The organism is Calothrix sp. FACHB-168 (assembly GCF_963889195.1).
GTDB lineage: Bacteria > Cyanobacteriota > Cyanobacteriia > Cyanobacteriales > Nostocaceae > Aulosira > Aulosira anomala_A.
The window spans coordinates 161,756-182,233 of record NZ_CAWPNJ010000085.1; the positions used below are offsets into that span (position 1 = coordinate 161,756).

General features: G+C 40.0%; 22 protein-coding genes. 12 read left to right on the forward strand and 10 right to left on the reverse strand.

The genetic code is table 11. The features are described 5' to 3' along the window. Positions 1-848: 848 nt before the first annotated feature. Positions 849-1,700 (forward strand): cyanoexosortase A, encoded by an 852-nt coding sequence (crtA, locus tag AACW45_RS36030; RefSeq protein WP_190630535.1) that lies wholly within the window; start codon positions 849-851, stop codon positions 1,698-1,700. Positions 1,701-1,933: 233 nt separating this feature from the next. Here crtA and AACW45_RS36035 read toward each other — a convergent pair whose 3' ends face one another. After that, positions 1,934-2,692, reverse strand: coding sequence for a Uma2 family endonuclease (locus AACW45_RS36035; protein WP_190630537.1), 759 nt, complete (start codon positions 2,690-2,692; stop codon positions 1,934-1,936). A 512-nt stretch (positions 2,693-3,204) separates the two neighbouring features. Between AACW45_RS36035 and AACW45_RS36040 the strand changes: the two genes are divergently transcribed. Further along, a complete protein-coding gene (locus tag AACW45_RS36040) occupies positions 3,205-3,786 on the forward strand; it encodes an HdeD family acid-resistance protein (protein ID WP_190630539.1) in 582 nt (193 codons plus the stop codon). 68 nt (positions 3,787-3,854) lie between these two features. Here the strand turns inward: AACW45_RS36040 and AACW45_RS36045 are convergent, their stop codons facing one another. Further along, positions 3,855-4,898 (reverse strand): glutathione S-transferase family protein, encoded by a 1,044-nt coding sequence (locus tag AACW45_RS36045; RefSeq protein WP_190630540.1) that lies wholly within the window; start codon positions 4,896-4,898, stop codon positions 3,855-3,857. A 431-nt stretch (positions 4,899-5,329) separates the two neighbouring features. On the opposite strand from AACW45_RS36045, the gene AACW45_RS36050 reads away from it, so the two are divergent. After that, positions 5,330-5,845: a hypothetical protein gene (locus tag AACW45_RS36050; RefSeq protein ID WP_190630542.1), complete on the forward strand. Its 516-nt coding sequence runs from the start codon at positions 5,330-5,332 to the stop codon at positions 5,843-5,845. Positions 5,846-5,962: 117 nt separating this feature from the next. On the opposite strand, the gene AACW45_RS36055 is transcribed toward AACW45_RS36050, so the two are convergent. Next, positions 5,963-6,550 (reverse strand): ankyrin repeat domain-containing protein, encoded by a 588-nt coding sequence (locus tag AACW45_RS36055; RefSeq protein WP_190630544.1) that lies wholly within the window; start codon positions 6,548-6,550, stop codon positions 5,963-5,965. A 355-nt stretch (positions 6,551-6,905) separates the two neighbouring features. Continuing rightward, positions 6,906-7,607: a M23 family metallopeptidase gene (locus AACW45_RS36060; RefSeq protein ID WP_190630545.1), complete on the reverse strand. Its 702-nt coding sequence runs from the start codon at positions 7,605-7,607 to the stop codon at positions 6,906-6,908. Between the two features lie 538 nt (positions 7,608-8,145). On the opposite strand from AACW45_RS36060, the gene AACW45_RS36065 reads away from it, so the two are divergent. Continuing rightward, positions 8,146-8,529: a hypothetical protein gene (locus tag AACW45_RS36065; RefSeq protein ID WP_190539825.1), complete on the forward strand. Its 384-nt coding sequence runs from the start codon at positions 8,146-8,148 to the stop codon at positions 8,527-8,529. Between the two features lie 233 nt (positions 8,530-8,762). Here AACW45_RS36065 and AACW45_RS36070 read toward each other — a convergent pair whose 3' ends face one another. Both AACW45_RS36070 and AACW45_RS36075 read right to left on the reverse strand, forming a co-directional pair. Beyond that, complete coding sequence (locus AACW45_RS36070; protein WP_190630547.1) at positions 8,763-8,915, reverse strand: hypothetical protein; 153 nt, start codon at positions 8,913-8,915, stop codon at positions 8,763-8,765. Between the two features lie 55 nt (positions 8,916-8,970). Next, positions 8,971-9,204, reverse strand: a complete 234-nt coding sequence (locus tag AACW45_RS36075; protein ID WP_096643160.1) for a Nif11-like leader peptide family natural product precursor — start codon at positions 9,202-9,204, stop codon at positions 8,971-8,973. A gap of 408 nt (positions 9,205-9,612) precedes the next feature. On the opposite strand from AACW45_RS36075, the gene AACW45_RS36080 reads away from it, so the two are divergent. Then, complete coding sequence (locus AACW45_RS36080) at positions 9,613-10,380, forward strand: nucleoside phosphorylase (RefSeq protein ID WP_190630549.1); 768 nt, start codon at positions 9,613-9,615, stop codon at positions 10,378-10,380. A 27-nt stretch (positions 10,381-10,407) separates the two neighbouring features. Continuing rightward, a complete protein-coding gene (gene blaOXA / locus AACW45_RS36085; RefSeq protein WP_199331020.1) occupies positions 10,408-11,268 on the forward strand; it encodes a class D beta-lactamase in 861 nt (286 codons plus the stop codon). A gap of 3 nt (positions 11,269-11,271) precedes the next feature. Here the strand turns inward: blaOXA and ade are convergent, their stop codons facing one another. Continuing rightward, positions 11,272-12,906 carry an adenine deaminase gene (gene ade, locus AACW45_RS36090; protein ID WP_190630550.1) on the reverse strand — a complete coding sequence of 545 codons (1,635 nt, stop codon included), beginning with the start codon at positions 12,904-12,906 and terminating at the stop codon, positions 11,272-11,274. Positions 12,907-13,006: 100 nt separating this feature from the next. Continuing rightward, a complete protein-coding gene (locus AACW45_RS36095; RefSeq protein ID WP_190630552.1) occupies positions 13,007-13,711 on the reverse strand; it encodes a Uma2 family endonuclease in 705 nt (234 codons plus the stop codon). 125 nt (positions 13,712-13,836) lie between these two features. Between AACW45_RS36095 and AACW45_RS36100 the strand changes: the two genes are divergently transcribed. Beyond that, the gene (locus tag AACW45_RS36100) at positions 13,837-14,256 is read left to right on the forward strand and encodes a hypothetical protein (protein WP_190630554.1); all 420 of its coding nucleotides are present in this window, start codon (positions 13,837-13,839) and stop codon (positions 14,254-14,256) included. Positions 14,257-14,321: 65 nt separating this feature from the next. Here AACW45_RS36100 and AACW45_RS36105 read toward each other — a convergent pair whose 3' ends face one another. Together AACW45_RS36105 and AACW45_RS36110 are read right to left on the reverse strand one after the other, a co-directional pair. Then, a complete protein-coding gene (locus tag AACW45_RS36105) occupies positions 14,322-14,513 on the reverse strand; it encodes a hypothetical protein (protein WP_096643164.1) in 192 nt (63 codons plus the stop codon). 249 nt (positions 14,514-14,762) lie between these two features. Continuing rightward, positions 14,763-15,158, reverse strand: coding sequence for a CAAD domain-containing protein (locus AACW45_RS36110; protein WP_190630557.1), 396 nt, complete (start codon positions 15,156-15,158; stop codon positions 14,763-14,765). Positions 15,159-15,435: 277 nt separating this feature from the next. On the opposite strand from AACW45_RS36110, the gene AACW45_RS36115 reads away from it, so the two are divergent. From AACW45_RS36115 to AACW45_RS36135, 5 genes are all read left to right on the forward strand, one after another. Then, positions 15,436-15,879, forward strand: coding sequence for a pyridoxamine 5'-phosphate oxidase family protein (locus tag AACW45_RS36115; RefSeq protein ID WP_190630559.1), 444 nt, complete (start codon positions 15,436-15,438; stop codon positions 15,877-15,879). Positions 15,880-15,919: 40 nt separating this feature from the next. Beyond that, on the forward strand, positions 15,920-16,123 hold the full coding sequence (locus AACW45_RS36120) for a ChaB family protein (protein ID WP_190630561.1): 204 nt from the start codon (positions 15,920-15,922) through the stop codon (positions 16,121-16,123). A gap of 483 nt (positions 16,124-16,606) precedes the next feature. After that, on the forward strand, positions 16,607-17,299 hold the full coding sequence (locus tag AACW45_RS36125) for a 2Fe-2S iron-sulfur cluster-binding protein (protein WP_190630563.1): 693 nt from the start codon (positions 16,607-16,609) through the stop codon (positions 17,297-17,299). A gap of 18 nt (positions 17,300-17,317) precedes the next feature. Then, on the forward strand, positions 17,318-18,313 hold the full coding sequence (locus AACW45_RS36130; protein WP_190630565.1) for an FAD binding domain-containing protein: 996 nt from the start codon (positions 17,318-17,320) through the stop codon (positions 18,311-18,313). Continuing rightward, on the forward strand, positions 18,310-20,424 hold the full coding sequence (locus AACW45_RS36135; protein WP_190630566.1) for a xanthine dehydrogenase family protein molybdopterin-binding subunit: 2,115 nt from the start codon (positions 18,310-18,312) through the stop codon (positions 20,422-20,424). The genes AACW45_RS36130 and AACW45_RS36135 overlap by 4 nt, the downstream gene beginning before the upstream one ends. The last annotated feature ends 54 nt before the right edge of the window (positions 20,425-20,478 follow it).

Here is a 20,478-nt window from a genome sequence, read left to right on the forward strand (position 1 = left end):
CGAGACGCCCACCCCACAATAAATAGTTGTATATTTTTTTATTTGGAAGTCCCTTAAATGGGATGAGAACCTAAACAAATCTGTGGAAAACTTAGGTGTCATACCAATTTAAATAATATTTTCGCAACATCAATATATTCTAGAGGGCATGGCATTGCCATGCCCCTACTATCTGTCCAATTCTTTGTTCCAAACCTTTTTAACTGCGGAAAACACTAAAACGAGTAAGCGATATAGCTTTTTACCTGCGGAAAACACCAAAACGAGTGCGTGATTTACCGAAACGAGTAAGCGATAAGGCTTTTTGAGTAGGTGAAATAGTATTTTACTTGCGGAAAACACAATAATGAGTAGGCGAAAAGGCTTAACGAGAAGGTGAAATGGCTTTTTGCTTACTTAAAACAGGAAAATGAGTACTTGATTGAGATAAACGAGAAAGCGATCGCTATTTCTCTTTACTAAAAATATAAAAATGAGTCCTCAATATATGTAAATGATAAAGTTGGCGCATTTGAGCAAAAAAACTTAACCTCAAGCCTTTACCCCATGCCCACTCGCCCTGAGCGAAGCCGAAGGGATGCCCCATACCTAATGCCAAATCCTTTCACCAAAAATTCATATATTTCTACCTCTTCTTTATAAAGAATTTATTTAATATCCGTTCTTATACTTAAATCTTGATTACATTAAGACATATAAATCACATTTAAAATAACCAAAACTCAATAATAGTCATAGATTTACAGTTAGTTATTCCGGGAGCATCAACCATTTACCACGCCCATAAGCTAGAAACTTAGGGCGAATATTTTTGTATTTCTAGCTATATTCGCAAACTCACTCTAACAATGAATATTACTCATCTCAAACCATCTCAAATCCTGAAAACAGAACCATTCTGGCTTGCAAGCATTGCTGCTGGGCTAGCCGCCATTTGTCTTACGTTAGTTTGGAAAGCTCATGATGTCGGACATTTAGGCATGAGTCTGTTATTTTTATTTGCGATCGGCTCGATATTATGGGATAAACGCCATACATTCAATTTTGAAAGTGATGTTTTCTCCAGTGTTGTCGGTTGGCTGATAATTAGTTGGGTACTATGGCAAAGTACAACTCATAATTTAGGATATATTATTCGTCTTTTACCCTTAGCTTCGGCTATTGGTGTAGGTTTATTAGCCTCTGGCTTTAAGGGTGTAAAGCAATATTGGGAAGCATTTATTATTTTATTTTTCCTGGAAATACCTAGCGTTTTAGCTGAGTTATTTTTAGATATTTCCCCTTATAGTGCTAAATTTGCTAGTCTAATTTTATGGTATTTAGGTTATGATCTTACCTTGAATGGGGTATATATTCATTTGACAACTGGTAGCGTCAAAGTAGTTCCTAGTTGTTCCGGTATAGATACGATAAATTATCTCTTAGGGATATCAATCATTGCCTTGGTGATGTTCCCCATAGCTAAAAATAAGCGGTTATTTGTCTCGCTATTTGCGATGTTTTTAGGCTTTTTTCTCAATGCCATTAGAATTGCCATATTAGCCGTAATGGTAGGTACAAATGAAGCGGCTTTTCATAGTTGGCATGGTGGTAATGCTTCCTATTCTTTTGGTGTATTTGGTATCTTAATTTTTGGTGCATTCTATATGTTTATTTTGCGCCAAGAAGAGCGACAAATACAGAAAATGGAAAAATCTTGAAGTTGTGCAACCTCAAAGATAATTGATATTACAGCCATTTTCAGGTAAATAGACAACACTGTAGGGGCACGGCACCAGTAAGATTATTGTATATACGAGAAGATTGTAGTGCGAGCGTCTCGCTCGCTGATGTTCAAAAGCGAGCATCTTGCTCGCACTACAGAATTTGGGTAATTTATTTTTTGTAAGTCCCCAAATTAGGTGAAAACTGCTGTAAAAGCGCAATAGCTTACCTAATCCAACATTTCTGGCTCGATACCTAAAGCGTTGAGTTGTTCTGGGGAAAGATTACGTAACTTTTCCACCAGTCTCTCCCGTTTTTGCCGTTCAATTATGGCGCGTTCCTCACCTGTTAACAATAAATTTCCTTCTGCATCCCACCAACGCAACCAAGGTAATTCAGCATTTTGATACAATCCCTGCCATATTCCCAACTCTACCCCTAAAGGTGAAATTGGGTAATGTCCGCGATCGTTGGCTGTCATGAGTTGATAAGCATTATCCACGAGGTGATAAACTTCAACTTGGGCTTTTGCTACTTCGTAAATTCCATAATAAGGAACGCGAATTGCTTGTTCGTAAACCCAAAACTTACCAACATTTCCCCCTTCCCCTTGAGATGGCGGTGTTTTGTCTCGTTCTTCTGTACCATCACCTGAGACAAATTCCAGCACAATCAACGGTGCAATATATTCTTTCCACAGTACATAGGAACGTCGCATTTTACCGTCGAGAGTTGGCGGTACATTGGGAACATAAAACCAATCTGGTGCTTCTGCACCTTTTTCTGGAGGATCTGTTAATCGCCAATAAATACCAGAATCTTGCCCAATACAATATTGTCCGTCAGGATGAAGTTTTTCTAAAATCGGTTTAATTGAATCTGTCAGTAATATACTTTGGGGATGCTCCTGAAGATTTTTCACAAACGAACCATCGGAATCTGGTAGCTGGTTATGATCGGGTATAGTTAATGCCGATAGGGAAGTCATAGGCTTTAACCAAGGATTTATCTCAATTTTATTGTGGTTTGCGTGTTAATTGTTAGACTCTTAGGGGCGGGGTAACCCATTGGTGTCAACTTAAGCTAAAAATAGCCTCACTCTTAGCTTTCTCACACGCCTTGGAATGAATTCCAAGGGACAAAGTCCAAGTAGGGGCGGGTTAAGCGAGATAGTCGTGAATTATTGGAGCATATTTGTGAACCCGCCCCTACTAAAGTAGACATCAAGATTTTGAGGATATTTAGTCATCTTGAGATGACTTTGGCTATTAGCAAGGAAGTTCAGTTCCTTGCGGTAACCGGATTTAGCGTTAAGTTGACACCAATGGGGGTAACGCCGCCCCTACAATTTGGGATAATTTATTTTGTACTTCTTCAGGATTACTACTTATCAACTGTTGCTCAACCGATTAGTCTACCTTAGGGTGATGTCTTCATAGACAAAAATTCCTTAGCCTAAATTGAGAGTTCAATAAATAGGTATTTAAGGATAAAATTGCTATGACAGGCAATGTTTCTAATGTTTCTAATGAAATTAACAAGAGTGATAATAAATCTCTGTTAACTGGTGTTCTCTTGATTGTCTTGGGAATTATTGCGATCGCACTTCCGGCTATCTCGACAATTTTCGCAGAAGCCTGGGTAGCGGTGATTCTCGCCTCTGCTGGTTTTGCGAAACTATTCTATGCATATAACACCCGTAACGAAGGCGGTTTAGTTTGGAAAGTTTTATTAGGCGTACTTTACATTGCAACTGGTGTAATGCTGTTGATTTACCCATCTACAGGTATTTTGACACTAACTTTATTGCTGGGTAGCTTCTTATTAACTGAAGGTGTGTTTGAGTTAATTCTCGCATTTAGATTGCGTCCCCAACAAAATTGGACATGGGTATTAGGTGATGGTATTATCACATTAATTTTGGGTTCTATGATTTGGTTTCAATGGCCTTTTAACGCACCTTGGTTAATTGGAACTTTACTCGGTGTCAGCATTCTCTTCACTGGCGTCTCACGGCTAATGCTGTCATGGAATGGTGGCTCTGGCTTGAATAACCCGGATCAAGCTGCTGGTACTGCTTAAGGCATCAAGTAAAAATAAGCGGGCAAGATGCCCGCACTACAAATATTAAGGCGATCGCATTTTCTTGTTCAACCGATGCGATCGCGATCGTGTGGTGTTAACAAATATGACATATCTGGCCCGGAAGGAATAATTCCGCCAGGATTTAACGGAAATAAATTACCATAATAATCTTGCTTCACGCTTTCTAAATTACAGGTGTCAGCCACACCAGGAAGTTGATATATATCTCTTAAGTAAGCTCCTAAGTTGGGATAATCTTGGATTCGCCGACGGTTACATTTAAAAATGCCATAATAAGCGACATCAAAACGGAATAATGTTGTAAATAGCCGCACATCTGCAAGGGTGAGATTATTTCCACACAAATATCTATTTATTTCGAGTGCAGCTTCAATTTCATCTAATGTCGTGAATAATTCATCTATAGCTAGATTGTAAGCTTGTTGGGTTTGGGCAAAGCCGCAACGATAAACACCGTTATTTACACTGTGATAAATCTTCTCATTCCAGCTATCAATTTTTTCTTTTAATGCTTCTGGATACAAATTCAGTGTTGGATTACCAGCGAACTCATTAAATTCTGAGTTCAGCATAACGATAATTTCTGAACTTTCGTTATTAACAATAGTATTTGTTTGTTTATCCCATAAAACGGGAACTGTAGCCCTACCGTTATAACCCGGTTGCGCTAGTTGATATAATTGCGCCAGACTAGCACAATCTAATTCTGGTTCATCAAATATCCAACCACCTGCGATCGCAGAAGGAACAACCACAGTTACAGATATTGCATCTTCTAATCCCTTCAAAGCTCGTAAAATTAAGGTACGATGCGCCCAAGGACAACTTAACCCTACATAGAGATGATAGCGCCCTGTAACTGCTGGATAAAGACTAGTTTTCTCTGAGCTAATAGAATTTCTAAATTGACTGCTAGGACGAATATACTCTCCCGACTTGTTGCGCGGAGCAATTTTCGACATCATAGTTTGCCACATAGTTGTCCACACAAACCTACCAAGCTGAATAATTAGCTTTGGCGGTAGTGATTTACCTTTCTTTTTTGTCGAGATAGTAGACTCAACCTGAAAATTTTTAACCTCAGTCATAGTTAATTTTTATGAATAAATTCAAAGCTTGGATTAACATTTAATTTATGCATTTTCTAAAGATTTATTTCTTAAGTTTTGTATAGCAATAAATGACGATCGCGCTACTCTCTACTATAGGAGGTATTCAGCTATATCTATAGTAGTGCTAACAATTTTTATTGCTGAATAATTTTATCACCTAAGCAGGAAGAAACTTATAGAGATTTTTTATTAATATCAAATTCTAGATTTAGTAAACAAGCTAATGCCTAATTTTCTGTAAGTTAGCCATTCATTAGCTCACAGAATATAACCGCAGTAGCTGTTGGAATCAGGTGCAGGTAGTGTATCTATTCGCTAAGGGAGATGATTAATATCTTCCTTAGTGATTATTTAGTTGCTCAACAACAACAATTAACAAAAATAATCATTTTTAAAAGCTTAATATCATGACTATATTTAATCGCAGTGAATCTAATCAAACTACTAGTAGTAATGATAGAGTAGTAAGTCCTCCTCGGACATTAAGACTACAAGATGCAATATTGTTAATTAGTTTAGTAATGATAGCTGCTTTTGTAAAATGGGACTACACCGATGGACAGGGTAGCAATCGATTTCCTAATCTGACTAGCACATCAGAAGTAACTACAAATACTGGCGAATTTATTGGAGAAACCATCACAATCAGAAGCAAGCCAGTTAAGACAATAAACTCTAATTCCTTTATCATCAACGATCGCCCAGGAACTAGCCAAGAATCTCTATTAGTTGTAAATGCCTCAAATGTAGTTTTCCAATTACCACTTAATAGTAATAAAAGAATAGAAATTAAAGGTGAAGTTCGGAGATTAGTAATTCCAGAAATCGAACGAGATTTTAATTTAGATTTACCAGACGCAGACTATACAAGCTATCTGAAAAAACCCGTGATTATTGCTAAATCTATTAGTCTAGTCAACTAATTCTAGTTGCCAAAATTAATGAGCAGTAAGATGAAGACAGACAAAGAAACAAGGGAACGCAGAGAATAACTAAAATAACCAATGACCAATGACCAATGACAAATGACAAATGACTATTTATGCTTTTGCCCCAGCCTTCTTGAGAACAGCAACTATCTTCTGCCAATTACCTTGAGTGGCGATATTTAGCGGAGTTGCACCCAGCTTGTTTTTAACATTTATATGTGCGCCCTTGGCAAGTAGAATTTTCACAACTTTGACATAATCATCTTCATAATGTTGAGCTACTGGCGAACAAGCAAACATGAGTGCAGTGCTATCTTTTTTAGTTTTTGCATTCACTAAAGCACCTTTCTCCAGTAAAAATTTTGTCATTTCTATTCCCGCACGATAAGTATATCTAGCTGCAACCATTAACGGAGTTATGCCATTTGGATCGGCAATATTCACATTTGCTCCTCTTTGCAGCATTAGTTCTACACTCTGCATTGAACCATTACTTACCGCCAGCGCAAAATATCTATCGGGATCGCCGCCGTTATCTAAGTACTGTTTCAACACATCAACTTGATCTACGGTAACAGCCTCTATTAGTGTTTCTTCTGGGTTATTTGTTTGTGCTTGTGTTGCTGGAATTGAGGGTGTTCCCAGCACCATAAATAGGAGTAACAATCCTAACTGCCAATGCGATCGTTTTATGACCATATCTCAAGTATATAAAGCATCTTGAGGCAACCTTCAGTCCAAGAAGTATGTTTTCCGGAAGGTATAAACTTTTATCAAGTAGGAAATTAAGTATTGGGCATTGGGCATTGGGGAGGCAGTGCGTTGCGGGGGTTCCCCCCGTTGTAGCAACTGCCGTCATTGGCAATAGTTTGAGATTTTGGGTTAGATTTCAATTAAAAATTCAGTATCCAAAATTTAATACCAATTGGAAAAAAGAATGCGACAGATTGTAGGGGCACTGGCACTGCCATGCCCTCTAGAATATTTTGATGTGTCGCCAAGATTATTTGAAGATTATTTGAATTGGTATGAAATCCAAAATCTAAAATTTCAGTTAATAACCAGAATCGCGAGTATATTGTGATTCTTCAATGATGACTTGTGATTGTTGAGCATCAACTGTCGATCCAGTTTTTCTAGCGATTTGTTGCTGAGAAAACATTTCCCGCAAAACTATTGCAGGATCTACATAGTTGCTGTCATACTTGAGTCCCCAATGTAGGTGAGGCCCGGTGGTGCGTCCGGTCATGCCGACTCTGCCAATTCTGATACCAGTAGGTATTTGTTGACCTTCAGCGATTTGAATTCCGGCTGCGCGATCGACTAAATAGCGCCGCCCAGAGACGCTTTCAACATGTCCTTCCATGTGACAGTAGGTATGCTCCCAGGCTCCGGATTTGATGACGATATGAGTACCACAGGCATTGCGATCGCCTACTTTAATGACTTTACCAGCCCACCAATTGCGAATGTAACTACCTTGGGGTGCAGCGATATCTAAGCCGCCATGAAATTCCCAGTTATCACCACCAGTAGCTGAACGGCGATAACCAAAAGCAGAAGTGTAAGCACGAAAATTCTCTACAGGAAAAGAAGCGGCTAGCCAAGCATTACTTTTATTAACTTTGGTTGACTTAACTTCTCTAGCTCTGGCGCTTTCTGGTTTCGGTAATAGAGTAATGAAGCTGGCAATACTCAATCCTAATATTAATAAAGTAGCTCCCGATACTAATACTTTTTGTCGCTGCTGATTCATTTTTTCTGCCTCAATCCAATAAAATTATTAATAAATTGCTGTGAAAATTCAATTTAATTGGGTTCTAAAAGCTGCGATGAAAGCTATTTAATTCTTGATATCTCAATATGGTTGACATGACAATATATGGCTAGTACATATTTCTATGTCAAGTTATCTAGCCTACAATATCATGCTTTTTTAACTATCAAGTCTGTATGATTAGAGATTCAAATCAAAAATTGCCAAATTAGAGCTAATCAGTATTTTTATTGCATTTCAGTACACAAGTATAGTCTTTAATTAGTATAGTGTTTAGCTAGTAATTACGGATTAAGTAATTTTTAATATATAATGTTTCTACTGGTTTTTACGGATAGCACAATGATGCTAATTCATACATTATGAGTCAAAAAAGCAGTGGTGACTGAAATAATATACGCTCAAGATAGTTGCTAATCCGGCAAAAGGCTGTTAAGTTAATGTACTTAAAAGACTAATTTGACGTTCATCAAAGCTTTACAGCTAAAATTGTGCCTTTACAAGACTCCGACAAACTATGCTGACAGATATTTGGCCCTTCCAGTTTGAATTGGATACAATTGCGATCGCGGGAGCGAGTTTGTGGTCTTTGGCGTTATATTTAGCTTTTTCCTCGGTGAGTGAATGGGTAATTGAGCAACTTAACCGTTGGTTTAACTTTGCCGAGCGATCGCTCTACACTAGCAAAACAGAATTTGAAAAAACGCGCAAAGCTAGAGAATCCCAAAACGCTTTCTACGCTTCTTTGTTTAGCATTGTGCCTTTTTTGATAGTCGGTGCTTTAGTCCACTGGGGTCTAGAAATTAGTTTAGGCCCGAGTTGGGGTATCAGTACTGGTATACTTGCTTGCATCGGTTCCGGTATTTACGAACTCGGTAGAAGAGATGGGAGTTCGGAATAAGAGATGGGCATGGGGCATTGGGCATTGGGCATTTTTTCAATGAGAAAAAGTCTCTCTCATAGCCAAAAATAACGCCCGCAGGCTAGAAGCCTGGGGCTATTGTGACAAAGCCCACCTGCGTGGGCTTTTTTTTATTGGATGAGTTTAGACAAAAAGTAATCAATCTTGTAACTAATTAGTACAGCACGGCGTAAATAAAGCTACTATTTCAAATAGTCACAAGCCTTGATATATTAACCTTTTGACTTTTGACTTTTGACTTTTGACTTTTGACTTCCACATAGCGGTACTAGTGCTGCATGGCGTAAATAACCATACCATTTTATAAATTCATTTTGATAATCTAGAGTAGTGCGAGCATCTTGCTCGCGTTTGTCAGCGAGCAAGATGCTCGCACTACAATGGTATGCTCATTTCCGCCGACCTGTACTAGATGCAGAATTATCTAGGATGAATGTGTTGTCTGGGGCCCCATCCGGGATTGATAATAGCTGCTAAATCTTCTTCAGATAATTTGGCAATTTCTGCTTCTAATTCTGCAACTGTGAAATTATAGCCACGTTCTTTAGCAATTTGGATAAAGGCTTCGGGATTGGATGTGGCTTTTAGTCTTTGCTTTAATGCTTGATCTTGTTTTACAGCTTTAAAAAGTTGAGCAGCATTTTGTTGCGGCATGACAGTCTATCTCCTGTTTGAAACATTAGATTTGAATTGAGTAATTCGACTCCTGTCGTTTTGCCTAGCCTATGAGCCTAGTAGAAGATATTTTCGCTGAGGTTATAAAGTTCCATCTTAGAACTAATAAACAAAAGAATTTGATTTTGACAAAAAAATATAACTTTCGATAACTGTTTGTAGCATTAATAGGTTAGTAATGAGATTCAGTCATAAAATGATTTATATTTATGATTTTCTTTTTAGTCCTAATTTGAGGGCTGAAATCCTGACTATAAAATATTAGGGACTTCCAAATAAAAAAATATTCCAATCATTAACTTATCAAACCCGCAACTCGTAAGGGCGGGGTTACCCCGCCCCTACAATTTGACATAATTTATTTTCTAGCGAATATTTTGACAATCTATGACTGGTAAACACTTCTATCATCTTGGTTTTGGACAAGAAGATTTGGGTAATTCTCCACCAACAATTGCTTTATTATCTGGCGATCCGGAACGGGCGCGTTTGATTGCGCAAACTCATTTCCGCGATGTGCGCTTATTGTCAGAGAATCGGGGACTAAATAGTTATATGGGCTATTTAGCTAACGATCGCCCTATTTTATCTGCTACTAGTGGGATGGGTGCGCCTTCTTTAAGTATTGTTGTCAATGAGTTGATACAGTTAGGTATCCGGAAAATTATTCGTATTGGTACTTGCGGGTCAATTCAAAGCCATGTGTCGGTGGGTAGTATTGTCATTAGTAGTGCGGCGTTATGTCGCCAAGGTGCAGCTAATGATATTGCGCCTGTGGAATATCCAGCCGCAGCCGATCCGTTTCTCACAGTGGCGTTGGTGAAAGCTGCGCAAGAGTTAGGTGTTGAGCATCATTTAGGAATTACGGCTTCGGTGGATACCTTTTACGAAGGACAGGAACGCACAGATTCAGCTAATCCTTATTTAATGCGATCGCTCCAGGGAATTACCGCCGAATATCGCCAATTGAATATCTTGAACTATGAAATGGAATGTGGCACTCTGTTTAAAATGGCGGGAGTATATCAATTTGCGGCTGCGGCTGTATGTGCTGTAGTTGCCCAGCGTACTGTTTCGGAAAATATCATCTATCCGCAGAAGGATATTGCTATAGAAAATGCGATCGCTACTGCTGTACGTGCAGTTAGTGGCTAACACAATTATTTTACAAGGAGAAAAATATTGTTTTCTATATGGCGCGTGCCATTTTTCATTTTCACAGCTATTGGCAGTCTTGTTTTAGCGATCGCAATTAGTTCGCCAGTAATTTCTGGTGTTGCTAATTCTTCTACCATTGCTAACGATAATAAAATAGTTGCAGCAACACCAAATTTAGGCAGACATTTTCAACAATTAGGGGTGGAAGGTTCAATTGTAATTTACGACTCAAAAAATAATCGCACCTACGAACATAATCCACAACGCAATGCTACAGCAATGGTTCCCGCTTCAACATTCAAAATTTTTAATTCGCTGGTGGCGTTAGAAACGGGAGTGATTGCTAATGATGTGGCTGTTCTCACTTGGGATGGAATTCACCGAGATATAGAAACTTGGAATCAGGATACAAATTTGCGTCAAGCTTTCAAAAATTCCACTGTTTGGTTTTATCAAGTTTTAGCGCGTAAAGCGGGATATGAACGGATGCAGGAATTCATTAATAAAGCGGCGTATGGTAACCGTCAAATTGGTACAGCCGCAGATATCGATCGCTTTTGGCTACAAGGGCCATTAAAAATTACACCCAAAGAGCAAATTAATTTTTTGCAACGCTTATATCAAGATAATTTACCATTTTCTCAGCAGACAATGGAACTTGTAAAAGATATTATGATACGCGAACAAACTCCAAAATACACGTTACGAGGAAAGACGGGTTGGTTAACCAGTAGTAAACCAGAAATTGGCTGGTTTGTTGGTTATTTAGAACAGAATAATAATGTCTATTTTTTTGCTACTAATCTTAACTTGAAAAAACCAGAAGCAGCACCATTAAGGATTGAGATTACACGCCGCAGTTTACAGGATTTGGGTTTGTTATAAGTCTTAGTCAATCCACAATGGTACTAATTGAAAATCTTGACTATTAAACAATCCTTTATCGCTCAATTTTAACTCTGGAATTACCAACAGCGCCATAAATGCAAGGGTCATAAACGGTGCTGACAGTTTACACCCAAGGTGTTTTACCCAAGCATCTAGTTCAGCATAATGCTTTGCAACTTGATAGCCATTTGCGGTACTCATCAGCCCAGCTACAGGTAAGCCTAGTACTTCCACATAACTATTTTCTGCGACTGCAATACCTCCTTGGGCTGCAATCACTGCATTAACAGCATTGCAAATTTCTTCATCGCTGGTACCGACTGCAACAATATTATGGGAATCGTGGGCAATACTAGAAGCGATCGCTCCCCGTTGCAAGCTAAAATTTTTGATAAGCGCGATCGCGGGTGGTAAATTTTGATAGCGATTGACTACTACCAGTTTCAAAATATCATGCTCTAAATCAGCAATCACGCGATCGCTGGCAATCTTTGCAGGTAAATGTTGTTCTTTGGTAATTAACTCTCCGTCAAACACCTCAATTACCCGCACAGTTTTACCTTTTGCAGGTAAGCAAAAATCTTCTACTTGCTTTGGCTGCGTCATAAAGCGGTTAATTGGTGTCACCGCCACAGAAGGTAACAATGCTTTACCTGCTTTCGCTACCAGTACACCTTTACAATATGTAGATTGTACGGTAAACTCTTGCAGATTATTTACCACAATGAAATCTGCTGCATCGCCTACTTGCAGTAATCCGACATTGAGATTGTAATGTAACACCGGGTTCACACAGGCGATTTGCAACACATCCATCAAATCATGACCTAATTTTAACGACCTGCGCACCAGTTGATTAATATGTCCCCGCACCAAATCATGAGGATGCTTGTCATCGCTACAGAACATGCATTGATAGGGATGGGAATCGATTAAACTGTGTAGCGCCAGGTAATTTTTTGCTGCGGAACCTTCACGAATCAAAATCTTGATGCCCACAGCTAATTTATCTAAGGCTTCTTCTAAGGTGTAGCATTCATGGTCTGTGGTAATCTTAGCAGCAGCATACCTTTGCGCCGCCTCACCAGACAATCCCGGTGCATGTCCATCAATGGGAAATCCCAATTCTGCTGCAATTTGGATTTTTTCTATTACCGGTGGATCTCTTTGCAGTACGCCAGGGAAATTCATCATTTCGCTGAGGTAAGAAAGTCCATCCTCTTGCAAGAGTTGGCGAATCTCTGCGGCGGTAATTTCTGCACCTGCGGTTTCAAACTGCGTCGCGGGAACGCAAGATGGTGCGCCAAAAGCAATGGTAAATGGTGTTTGTGCTGCATTCGCTACCATGAAGCGCACGCCAGGAATACCCAAAACATTGGCTATTTCGTGGGGATCGGAAACTGTCGCCACTGTACCATGTACTGTTGCCAGACGAGCAAATTCCGATGGTACAAGCATCGAACTTTCAATGTGAACATGGGCATCAATAAAACCTGGGAGAATGTATTGATGATATTTCTGCCCATTTTGACGCATAATTGAGTTAATACGTCCTTTTTCTATGTAGATTGTTCCCGGAAAGATAGTTTTATGGAGAACATCTACAATATTGCCAGAAATCCTCAAGCTAGACATCGCTCACCTCCTGAGGTAAAAGCGATCGCGTTCTCTAATTTTATTTTATACTGAGGTAGTATAAATCGCTCCAAGTTGTGTCTAATTCTTGACTGAGAAATTAACCTAAATCAGGTTCAACACCTAATGCGCGTAATTGTGCAGCTAATCTTTCTGTTGGGGTTAATATCCAGTTACCTGACTTATCATACCAACGCAACCACTGCTGCTCAATATTTTGATAGCTTCCCTGCCATACACCCAAACCTAAATCTATTTCTGGTATCCAAGTCCGCGATTCTGATAGCGCCACCTCAGCATAACGACCGCCATTTAACTTAAAAACTTTAAAATCATAGGTGTAGCGGTCAAATATGGCGTAATAAGGAATGCGGAGAATTTGCTCGTATACTTCCCATTTTGTGGGCGGTTGGTCGATATCTCGCAATGTCTGTCCTAAATCTTCTTTTTCTGTACCTGGGGATAGCAATTCAACCACAATAAAGGGATTAACACCCTCTTGCCAAACAACGTAACTTAAGCGTAAATCCCGTTCTTCATAAAGACGGGGAACACCTAAGACAGCATACCAATCTGGACGCTTGTACCATAGGGTATGACGCGGATCGTAGTAAAGATTGAGGTCGCTAGCAACTAAAATTTGCTCTTGTGGGTAATTGGGAGGACGAAAGGTTTCCTCTAACAGGCGGGGTTGAAATATATGAAACTGATCGGGCAAACCAGGTTCCTCCGGATCTTCACTAGGAAGATCGTACATCGTTGGTAGATAATCTTTTGGCGATCGCGGTGGATCAGTTTGATACATGATGAACCAGTCCTGACAGTAAGAGCCTCATTTTCATTATGAAACATGCTTTAGCAGTTGGGAAAAATTACAAGCCGCAAAATTAAATTGTCACAATAGAGTAAATAATAATTGGAGATAAGACTGTGACTAATCTCGGACAAAAAAGATTAGATGCTGCTTTAACCATTGCTACTTATTCTGTGGGTAGTGCTACAGCTTCTGCTGCGCCCACCTTTGGGGGAGAAATTCCTAAACAAATTTTGTTAACTGCTTCTGATATCCTGATGTATACCAACATTTGGAAAATTTATTTTGCAGAGGATTTATCTAGCAAACAACTGATGGAAATTTTGACAGAGTTAGGATTTGTTACTGTTGCGGGTGCTGGTACGGCTTATGTAGTCAGTAAAGTCAATACAGCAATCCTCAAAGAGATTTCTAACTGGATGGGGCCATTAGGCTGGGGTGTTGTAGCTGCGATCGCAGGTTCTTTAAGTGGTTTATTTGGCGTTGCTTGGGCTATTTACTGCGATCAACTTTACGCGCAAAAACAACCACAGTAAATCATGCAAAATTCTTAATTAATCACATTGTTATTGACAACTTGGGTAAGATTTCATCACCTTCATTAGCGATAAACTGCCCCTATAATTAGGGCAATAATTATGGGAATTAAAATCGGGATAGCTACTATCAAACCCCATTTACCAATTTTAATTTCCTCGCCCTCCGATTTAAGAAAAGCAATCCACCCCCCAACTCCCATCAGCAGCCACAGAAAACCAAAAGCCAGAAATATTATAAATACTGAATCATCCATGAAATATCAATTTAAATTTAGCTCTAAATATTATAAATGGTCATTCTAGTTTATTTGGAAAATATTTTAGATATTGTAATATGATAGTTGCCAACCTTACATTTATTCATATTGAAAGCTATTTATCTAGCACAATACAAAGTAAATAAAGCTACCATTTAAAACAGTCAGAAGCCTTAATATATTAACCTTTTGACTTGTTGTAATAGTAGCTTTCTCCGTTATTTTCCGCAGAATTTTTTAAATTTATTATGTTAATTTTTGCCGATTTATTGCTTTGATGGCATAGCGAGATACTAGCCAAGTTACATAACCAAAGCCAACTAATTCAAAAAATGAAGCAACTAATGGAATACCATTTAATGCTTCTGTAATTGCTAATAATATCCTCAAGACAATAACGCCTATAACCAGCACAGCAAAGCTCAAAACTGGTAGTGGATATTCATTGACAAAATTGCCTATATTTTCTGATGCTTTTGCTATCAATTCAGAAATTCTTCTGCTAATTTCTGATTCTTGCTTATCAGATTGCTCGGTATTTGCTAATGTTGTAATCTGCCCTGGCGCGGCAATTTCAACTGTGGCTATCTTTGGCGGTAAAGTAGCTTCTACATATTCTGATTGTGTTTCTTTAACTTGCATAAGCTTGGTTCAAAGAATTGCTGTATAGATGTGATACTACCATTGCGGCATTATTTTTGGATAATTTCATCTTCCAATTGGCTGAAAAACAATCTCTCATCCGAGAAAAATAAGTATATTTTCTAATTGAATAATTTTCTCTTCCGGTAGCAACCGCAATTTAAATATAGCAAAATTATACCTTTAGGCGCAAGTAATTAACTAGGAAAAATGTTGATATGGAAATAGGAAATTCTGAACGGCGCTAATTAGTTGTAAACAAAACAAAGTACTGTACATGACAACTACTACTGAACAAAATCCAAATATTTATCAGTTGGCTAGACTCATTGAAGATATTGACTGTGGTATGTTAACCACCATTGATGAAGATGGTAGTTTACACAGTCGCCCGATGGAAAGGACTAGCGATATTCAGGCTGATGGGACAATTTGGTTTTTTACTAACGCTAGTACGCACAAGGTATTTGAAATTAAAAATAGTCAACAAGTCAATATTAGCTTCAAATCTGATGACGCGCAGCGATATATTTCCATTTCAGGTATTGCTGAATTACTCAAAGATCGTCAGCAAATGCAACATTTTTGGAAACCAGAACTCCAAGCTTGGTTTCCCCAAGGATTAGATGAACCTGATATTGCTTTGCTGAAAATAAACATCACTAGGGCTGATTATTGGGATAGTGAATCTCAGTTTCAACAGCAAACAATTACTTTCTAGATTTTTAGGCTGATTTTTCAAATCTACCCTAATGAAATATATGCCTTACCAAGAAATTGAAGATTTACCAGACTCTGTTAAAGAACATTTACCCAAACACGCCCAAGAGATTTTTAAGGCTGCCTTTAACAATGCTTTAAAAGAATACAATGAAGAAGAATCTGCATTTCGTGTTGCCTGGAGTGCCGTAAAACGGGATTATGAAAAAGGCGATGACGGGCAATGGCATCCTAAGTCAGAATAGTTGTGATTGTAGTGATAATCTCATATGGCAATATTTAGCGATCGCCTGACGGGGTAGAAGAGGCGATCGCTTTTTGGTTATTCCTCGCCCTAGAGAAACTAGTTCTCTCAATCTGTACTCTACTGTTTAATTAACATATCTTAATGTTGAGTTAATATTTATCATTTAATATGTATAAAAATTTATCATTGATAAACTTTTGACATGAAATTGGCAAAAAAATAATGGAAGAATTCGTTTATTATTAAATATAAATCTCTGTTTTTGGTAATTATCTAGAAAATAAATGAACAACATTAAAAGTAATAAATATACTCTTATCTACGATATTTGACTTCATCCTTAAGATAGAATTTTTTGGTTGCCGATAGTTATAATGCTTTTGCGCCTAATCAAGCTTGCCAAGTTTGAAGAATTGTTAGCTAATAATTCAAATCCTGACGATTTACTTACCTAACCAAACAAATTTATTCAGGTCAAATAATGTCTGACAATGAAAAAGGCCAAGGAAAAACTTCCCGACGCAGTTTTTTTGGACAAGCATTAACCGCAGCGAGTACAGCGATAGTCGCTCCGACTTTGATTAATCAAGTAAGTGTAGCTAAAAAAGCTATTCCAAATTCCCAAGGAGAGATGAAGGTGAAATTAAAGGTAAATGGTGAGTTGCGAAATTTAGATATTGAACCGCGTGTCACCCTACTAGATGCATTGCGGGAAAATTTAGGGTTAGTGGGAAGTAAGAAAGGATGCGATCGCGGACAATGTGGAGCTTGTACAGTCTTAATAGACGGTCAACGAGTATATTCTTGCCTAGCTTTGGCAGTGATGCAAGAAGGTAAAGAAATTGTCACCATTGAAGGTTTAGCAACAGGCGATACTCTCCATCCAGTACAAGCAGCATTTATTGAAAATGATGGCTTTCAATGCGGTTATTGCACCCCCGGACAAATTTGTGCTTCCGTGGCGCTACTTGAGGAAGTAAAGCGAGGTTGTGCGAGTGTGGTTACCGCAGATTTAACTCGTCCCCCACAATTAGCAGAACTTTCAGATCGGGAAATTAAAGAACGGTTAAGTGGTAATCTCTGTCGCTGTAGCGCCTACAACGGTATTGTCGCCGCAGTTCAACAAGCGGCGGGACAAACGCCACCTACGGCAGTTGCGGATGTGATAGTTTAGGGAAGTAGGGGAACAGGCATGAATAATTTTACTTATGCTCGCGCTAGCTCACAAAAAGACGCCGTACAAAAAGCAAGTAGCGATCGCAATTCTCTGTATATTGCAGGGGGAACAAATTTAGTAGATAGACTCAAGGGATTTTTAGATCAACCATCGCAAATTATTGATATTTCGCGCTTGGAGATGAAGCGCATTGATAAGTTAGGGAATGGAGGTTTGCGGTTAGGGGCATTAGTTAGCAATACAGAAGTTGCAGATAATACAGATATTCGCCGTGATTACCCTATCTTGGCAAGGGCGATTCTATCCGGCGCATCCCAGCAAATTCGCAATATGGCGACTGTAGGAGGTAATTTACTGCAACGCACACGTTGTCCTTATTATTACGATACTGCTTTCCCTTGCAATAAACGGGAACCGGGGCAAGGTTGTCCGGCGATTCCGGGAATTAATCGTATGCACGCGATTTTGGGAGCTAGCGAACATTGCGTTGCTGTCAATCCTTCCGATATGAACGTGGCGTTGGCGGCGTTGGATGCAGTGGTTGAGGTGGAAGGAACCCAAGGAAAGCGCCAAATACCATTTACAGATTTTCATCGTCTCCCCGGAACTACACCAGAACGAGATACAAATTTAGAGCCAGGGGAGTTAATTACATCGGTAATTTTGCCACCTCTAGCCTTTGCTAAATCGGGAGTTTATTTAAAATTACGCGATCGCACTTCCTACGCCTTCGCCTTAATTTCCGTCGCCGCCGCCATTGATTTAACTGGAGATAAAATTAAAAATGTCCGCTTCGCCATTGGTGGTGTAGCTCATAAACCTTGGCGTTCCCTAGAAGCAGAAGAATTTTTAATCGGTAAAACTGCGGAAACTGCAACCTTTCAACAAGCCGCCCAAATCGCCCTGCAATCAGCCAAACCCTTAACCTACAACGGCTACAAAGTCGAACTAGCAAAACGAGCAATTCGCCGCGCACTGACAATTTCTGCCAAAGGAGGCGGAGTCGTATGAATAAAGTAATTGGTACAGGCGTAAACCGCAAAGATGGCTTCGCCAAAGTAACGGGAACTGCAACCTACGCCGCCGAACATCAAATTGCCAATGTGGTGCATGGTTATCTTGTCACAGCTGCGATCGCTAACGGACAAATTGACAGTATCGACACCAGCGCCGCCAAAACAGCACCAGGGGTAATTGCAGTATTTACTCACCAAAATTCCCCGAAAATCTTTAAACCTGCTAACGATTTTATGACCTCGAAAATTTACGAGGCTAGATTACCTTTATCAGATAATAAAATATACTACGGCGGGCAAATTATCGGTTTAGTTGTTGCCGATACCTTTGAGCGGGCGCGTCATGCAGCCCATTTGGTGAAAGTAAAATATATAACTGAAAAACCTGCAATTGATGGCAAACAAGCCAGCTACAAAGAAGCACCGTCATTTTTTGGTGAAGAACTCAAATTTACCAAAGGCGATATCGCCGCCGGCACTAATGCCGCTACAGTAAAAATTGCCGCAACTTACACCACAGTTACCGAACTCCATGCAGCAATGGAACCCCATGCCATTATTGCTCATTGGACAGATGATAACTCCTTGACAATCTACGAACCATCCCAATGGGTAGCCGCTTCCCAACGCACCTATGCCCAACTTTGTGGCTTACCCACAGAAAAAGTGCGGATTGTTACGCCCTTTTTGGGTGGCGGTTTCGGTTCTAAAGCTTTTCCTTGGCCTCATGGAATTTTAGCAGCCGCAGCAGCGCGAGAAATTAAGCGCCCGTTAAAAGTTGTCCTCACCCGTCAGCAAATGACAGCCAATACTGGACATCGTTCGGAAACTGAGCAATTAATTAAACTAGGGGCAACCGCAGATGGTAAGCTCACCGTCATTGACCATGAAGCCAAATCCTGTACCTCACTCGTAGATGTGTTTCCTGAACTCTGCACGGGGATTACCCCAGCAATGTATGCAGCAGCAAATCTGAGAATTCAGCAAGAAATCGCCACATTGAATGTCGGTACACCCACATTCATGCGCGCGCCGGGAGAAAATCCGGGAATGTGGGCGATGGAATCAGCCATTGATGAGTTAGCTTGGGCGTTAAACATCGATCCGGTAGAACTGCGGTTAAAAAATGAAACCACAGAACACCAGCGCCAAGGCTTACCCTTTTCCGCCAAGCATTTTGCCGATTGTTTGCGCGTCGGTGCAGAAAAATTTGGCTGGAAAGACAGAGCAAAACAAGTGCGATCGCTCACCCGTGACGGTAAAGTAATAGGTTGGGGAGTAGCCGCAGCCACCTTCCCCGGTATGCGCGGGAGATCAACCGTTAAAGCGCGATTATTACCCGATGGTACAGCTCACATCCTCACCGCCGGTAATGATATGGGTACTGGCGCTTATACCATTGTCGCCGCCACCGCCGCCGACGCATTAGGTTTACCAGTCGAAAAAATCCGCGTAGAAATGGGGGACTCCCTATTACCCGATGCAGGTATCGCTGGCGGTTCCCAAATGACAGCATCCCTAGCCCCCGCAGTCATGTCAGCTTGTGCAGAAGTCCTGAAAACTGCTGGTGTAAAAACTGCTCAAGAAGCCTTGACAAAATTACAAGACTCTGGTATGTTGGCTTTTGAAGCTACAGCCACCAGCGCCCCTAGTGGCGAGAGTAAGAAATGGGCATTTCAATCCTGGGGCGCGCATTTCTGTGAAGTCAGTATAGATGAAGAAATTGGCAGATTACAAGTTACCCGATGGGTTTCGGTAATGAACATCGGCCAAGTTATGAATGCTAAAACCGCAGCCAGTCAAGTGCGTGGTGGTGTCATTATGGGTATTGGTCAAGCCTTAATGGAAGAATGCCATTTTGACCCCAATATTGGCTATCCCGTAGTTTATGACTTAGCTACATATCATTTTCCTGCCCATGCAGACATCCCCCGCATTGAAGTCACCTTTGTCGGCGAACCAGATTTAAACTTCAACCCAGCCGGCGCTAGAGGTGTGGGTGAAATTGGCATTACCGGCGTCTCAGCTGCGATCGCCAACGCAGTTTATCACGCCACAGGTAAACGCATCCGTAATTTACCCATAACACCCGATAAATTGTTGTAAACAGAAGGCAGAAGGCAGGAAGCAGGAGGCAGAAGGCAGAAGGCAGAAGGCAGA

Coding starts and splice junctions, on each gene's coding strand:
- AACW45_RS36095 (WP_190630552.1), bottom strand. CDS start 13,711: ATGTATCAAACTGATCCACCGCGATCGCCAAAAGATTATCTACCAACG.
- ade (WP_190630550.1), bottom strand. CDS start 12,906: ATGTCTAGCTTGAGGATTTCTGGCAATATTGTAGATGTTCTCCATAAA.
- AACW45_RS36135 (WP_190630566.1), top strand. CDS start 18,310: ATGAATAAAGTAATTGGTACAGGCGTAAACCGCAAAGATGGCTTCGCC.
- AACW45_RS36110 (WP_190630557.1), bottom strand. CDS start 15,158: ATGCAAGTTAAAGAAACACAATCAGAATATGTAGAAGCTACTTTACCG.
- AACW45_RS36075 (WP_096643160.1), bottom strand. CDS start 9,204: ATGCCGCAACAAAATGCTGCTCAACTTTTTAAAGCTGTAAAACAAGAT.
- AACW45_RS36035 (WP_190630537.1), bottom strand. CDS start 2,692: ATGACTTCCCTATCGGCATTAACTATACCCGATCATAACCAGCTACCA.
- AACW45_RS36120 (WP_190630561.1), top strand. CDS start 15,920: ATGCCTTACCAAGAAATTGAAGATTTACCAGACTCTGTTAAAGAACAT.
- AACW45_RS36045 (WP_190630540.1), bottom strand. CDS start 4,898: ATGACTGAGGTTAAAAATTTTCAGGTTGAGTCTACTATCTCGACAAAA.
- AACW45_RS36115 (WP_190630559.1), top strand. CDS start 15,436: ATGACAACTACTACTGAACAAAATCCAAATATTTATCAGTTGGCTAGA.
- AACW45_RS36130 (WP_190630565.1), top strand. CDS start 17,318: ATGAATAATTTTACTTATGCTCGCGCTAGCTCACAAAAAGACGCCGTA.
- AACW45_RS36080 (WP_190630549.1), top strand. CDS start 9,613: ATGACTGGTAAACACTTCTATCATCTTGGTTTTGGACAAGAAGATTTG.
- AACW45_RS36105 (WP_096643164.1), bottom strand. CDS start 14,513: ATGGATGATTCAGTATTTATAATATTTCTGGCTTTTGGTTTTCTGTGG.
- AACW45_RS36040 (WP_190630539.1), top strand. CDS start 3,205: ATGACAGGCAATGTTTCTAATGTTTCTAATGAAATTAACAAGAGTGAT.
- AACW45_RS36050 (WP_190630542.1), top strand. CDS start 5,330: ATGACTATATTTAATCGCAGTGAATCTAATCAAACTACTAGTAGTAAT.
- AACW45_RS36065 (WP_190539825.1), top strand. CDS start 8,146: ATGCTGACAGATATTTGGCCCTTCCAGTTTGAATTGGATACAATTGCG.
- AACW45_RS36125 (WP_190630563.1), top strand. CDS start 16,607: ATGTCTGACAATGAAAAAGGCCAAGGAAAAACTTCCCGACGCAGTTTT.
- AACW45_RS36060 (WP_190630545.1), bottom strand. CDS start 7,607: ATGAATCAGCAGCGACAAAAAGTATTAGTATCGGGAGCTACTTTATTA.
- AACW45_RS36055 (WP_190630544.1), bottom strand. CDS start 6,550: ATGGTCATAAAACGATCGCATTGGCAGTTAGGATTGTTACTCCTATTT.
- crtA (WP_190630535.1), top strand. CDS start 849: ATGAATATTACTCATCTCAAACCATCTCAAATCCTGAAAACAGAACCA.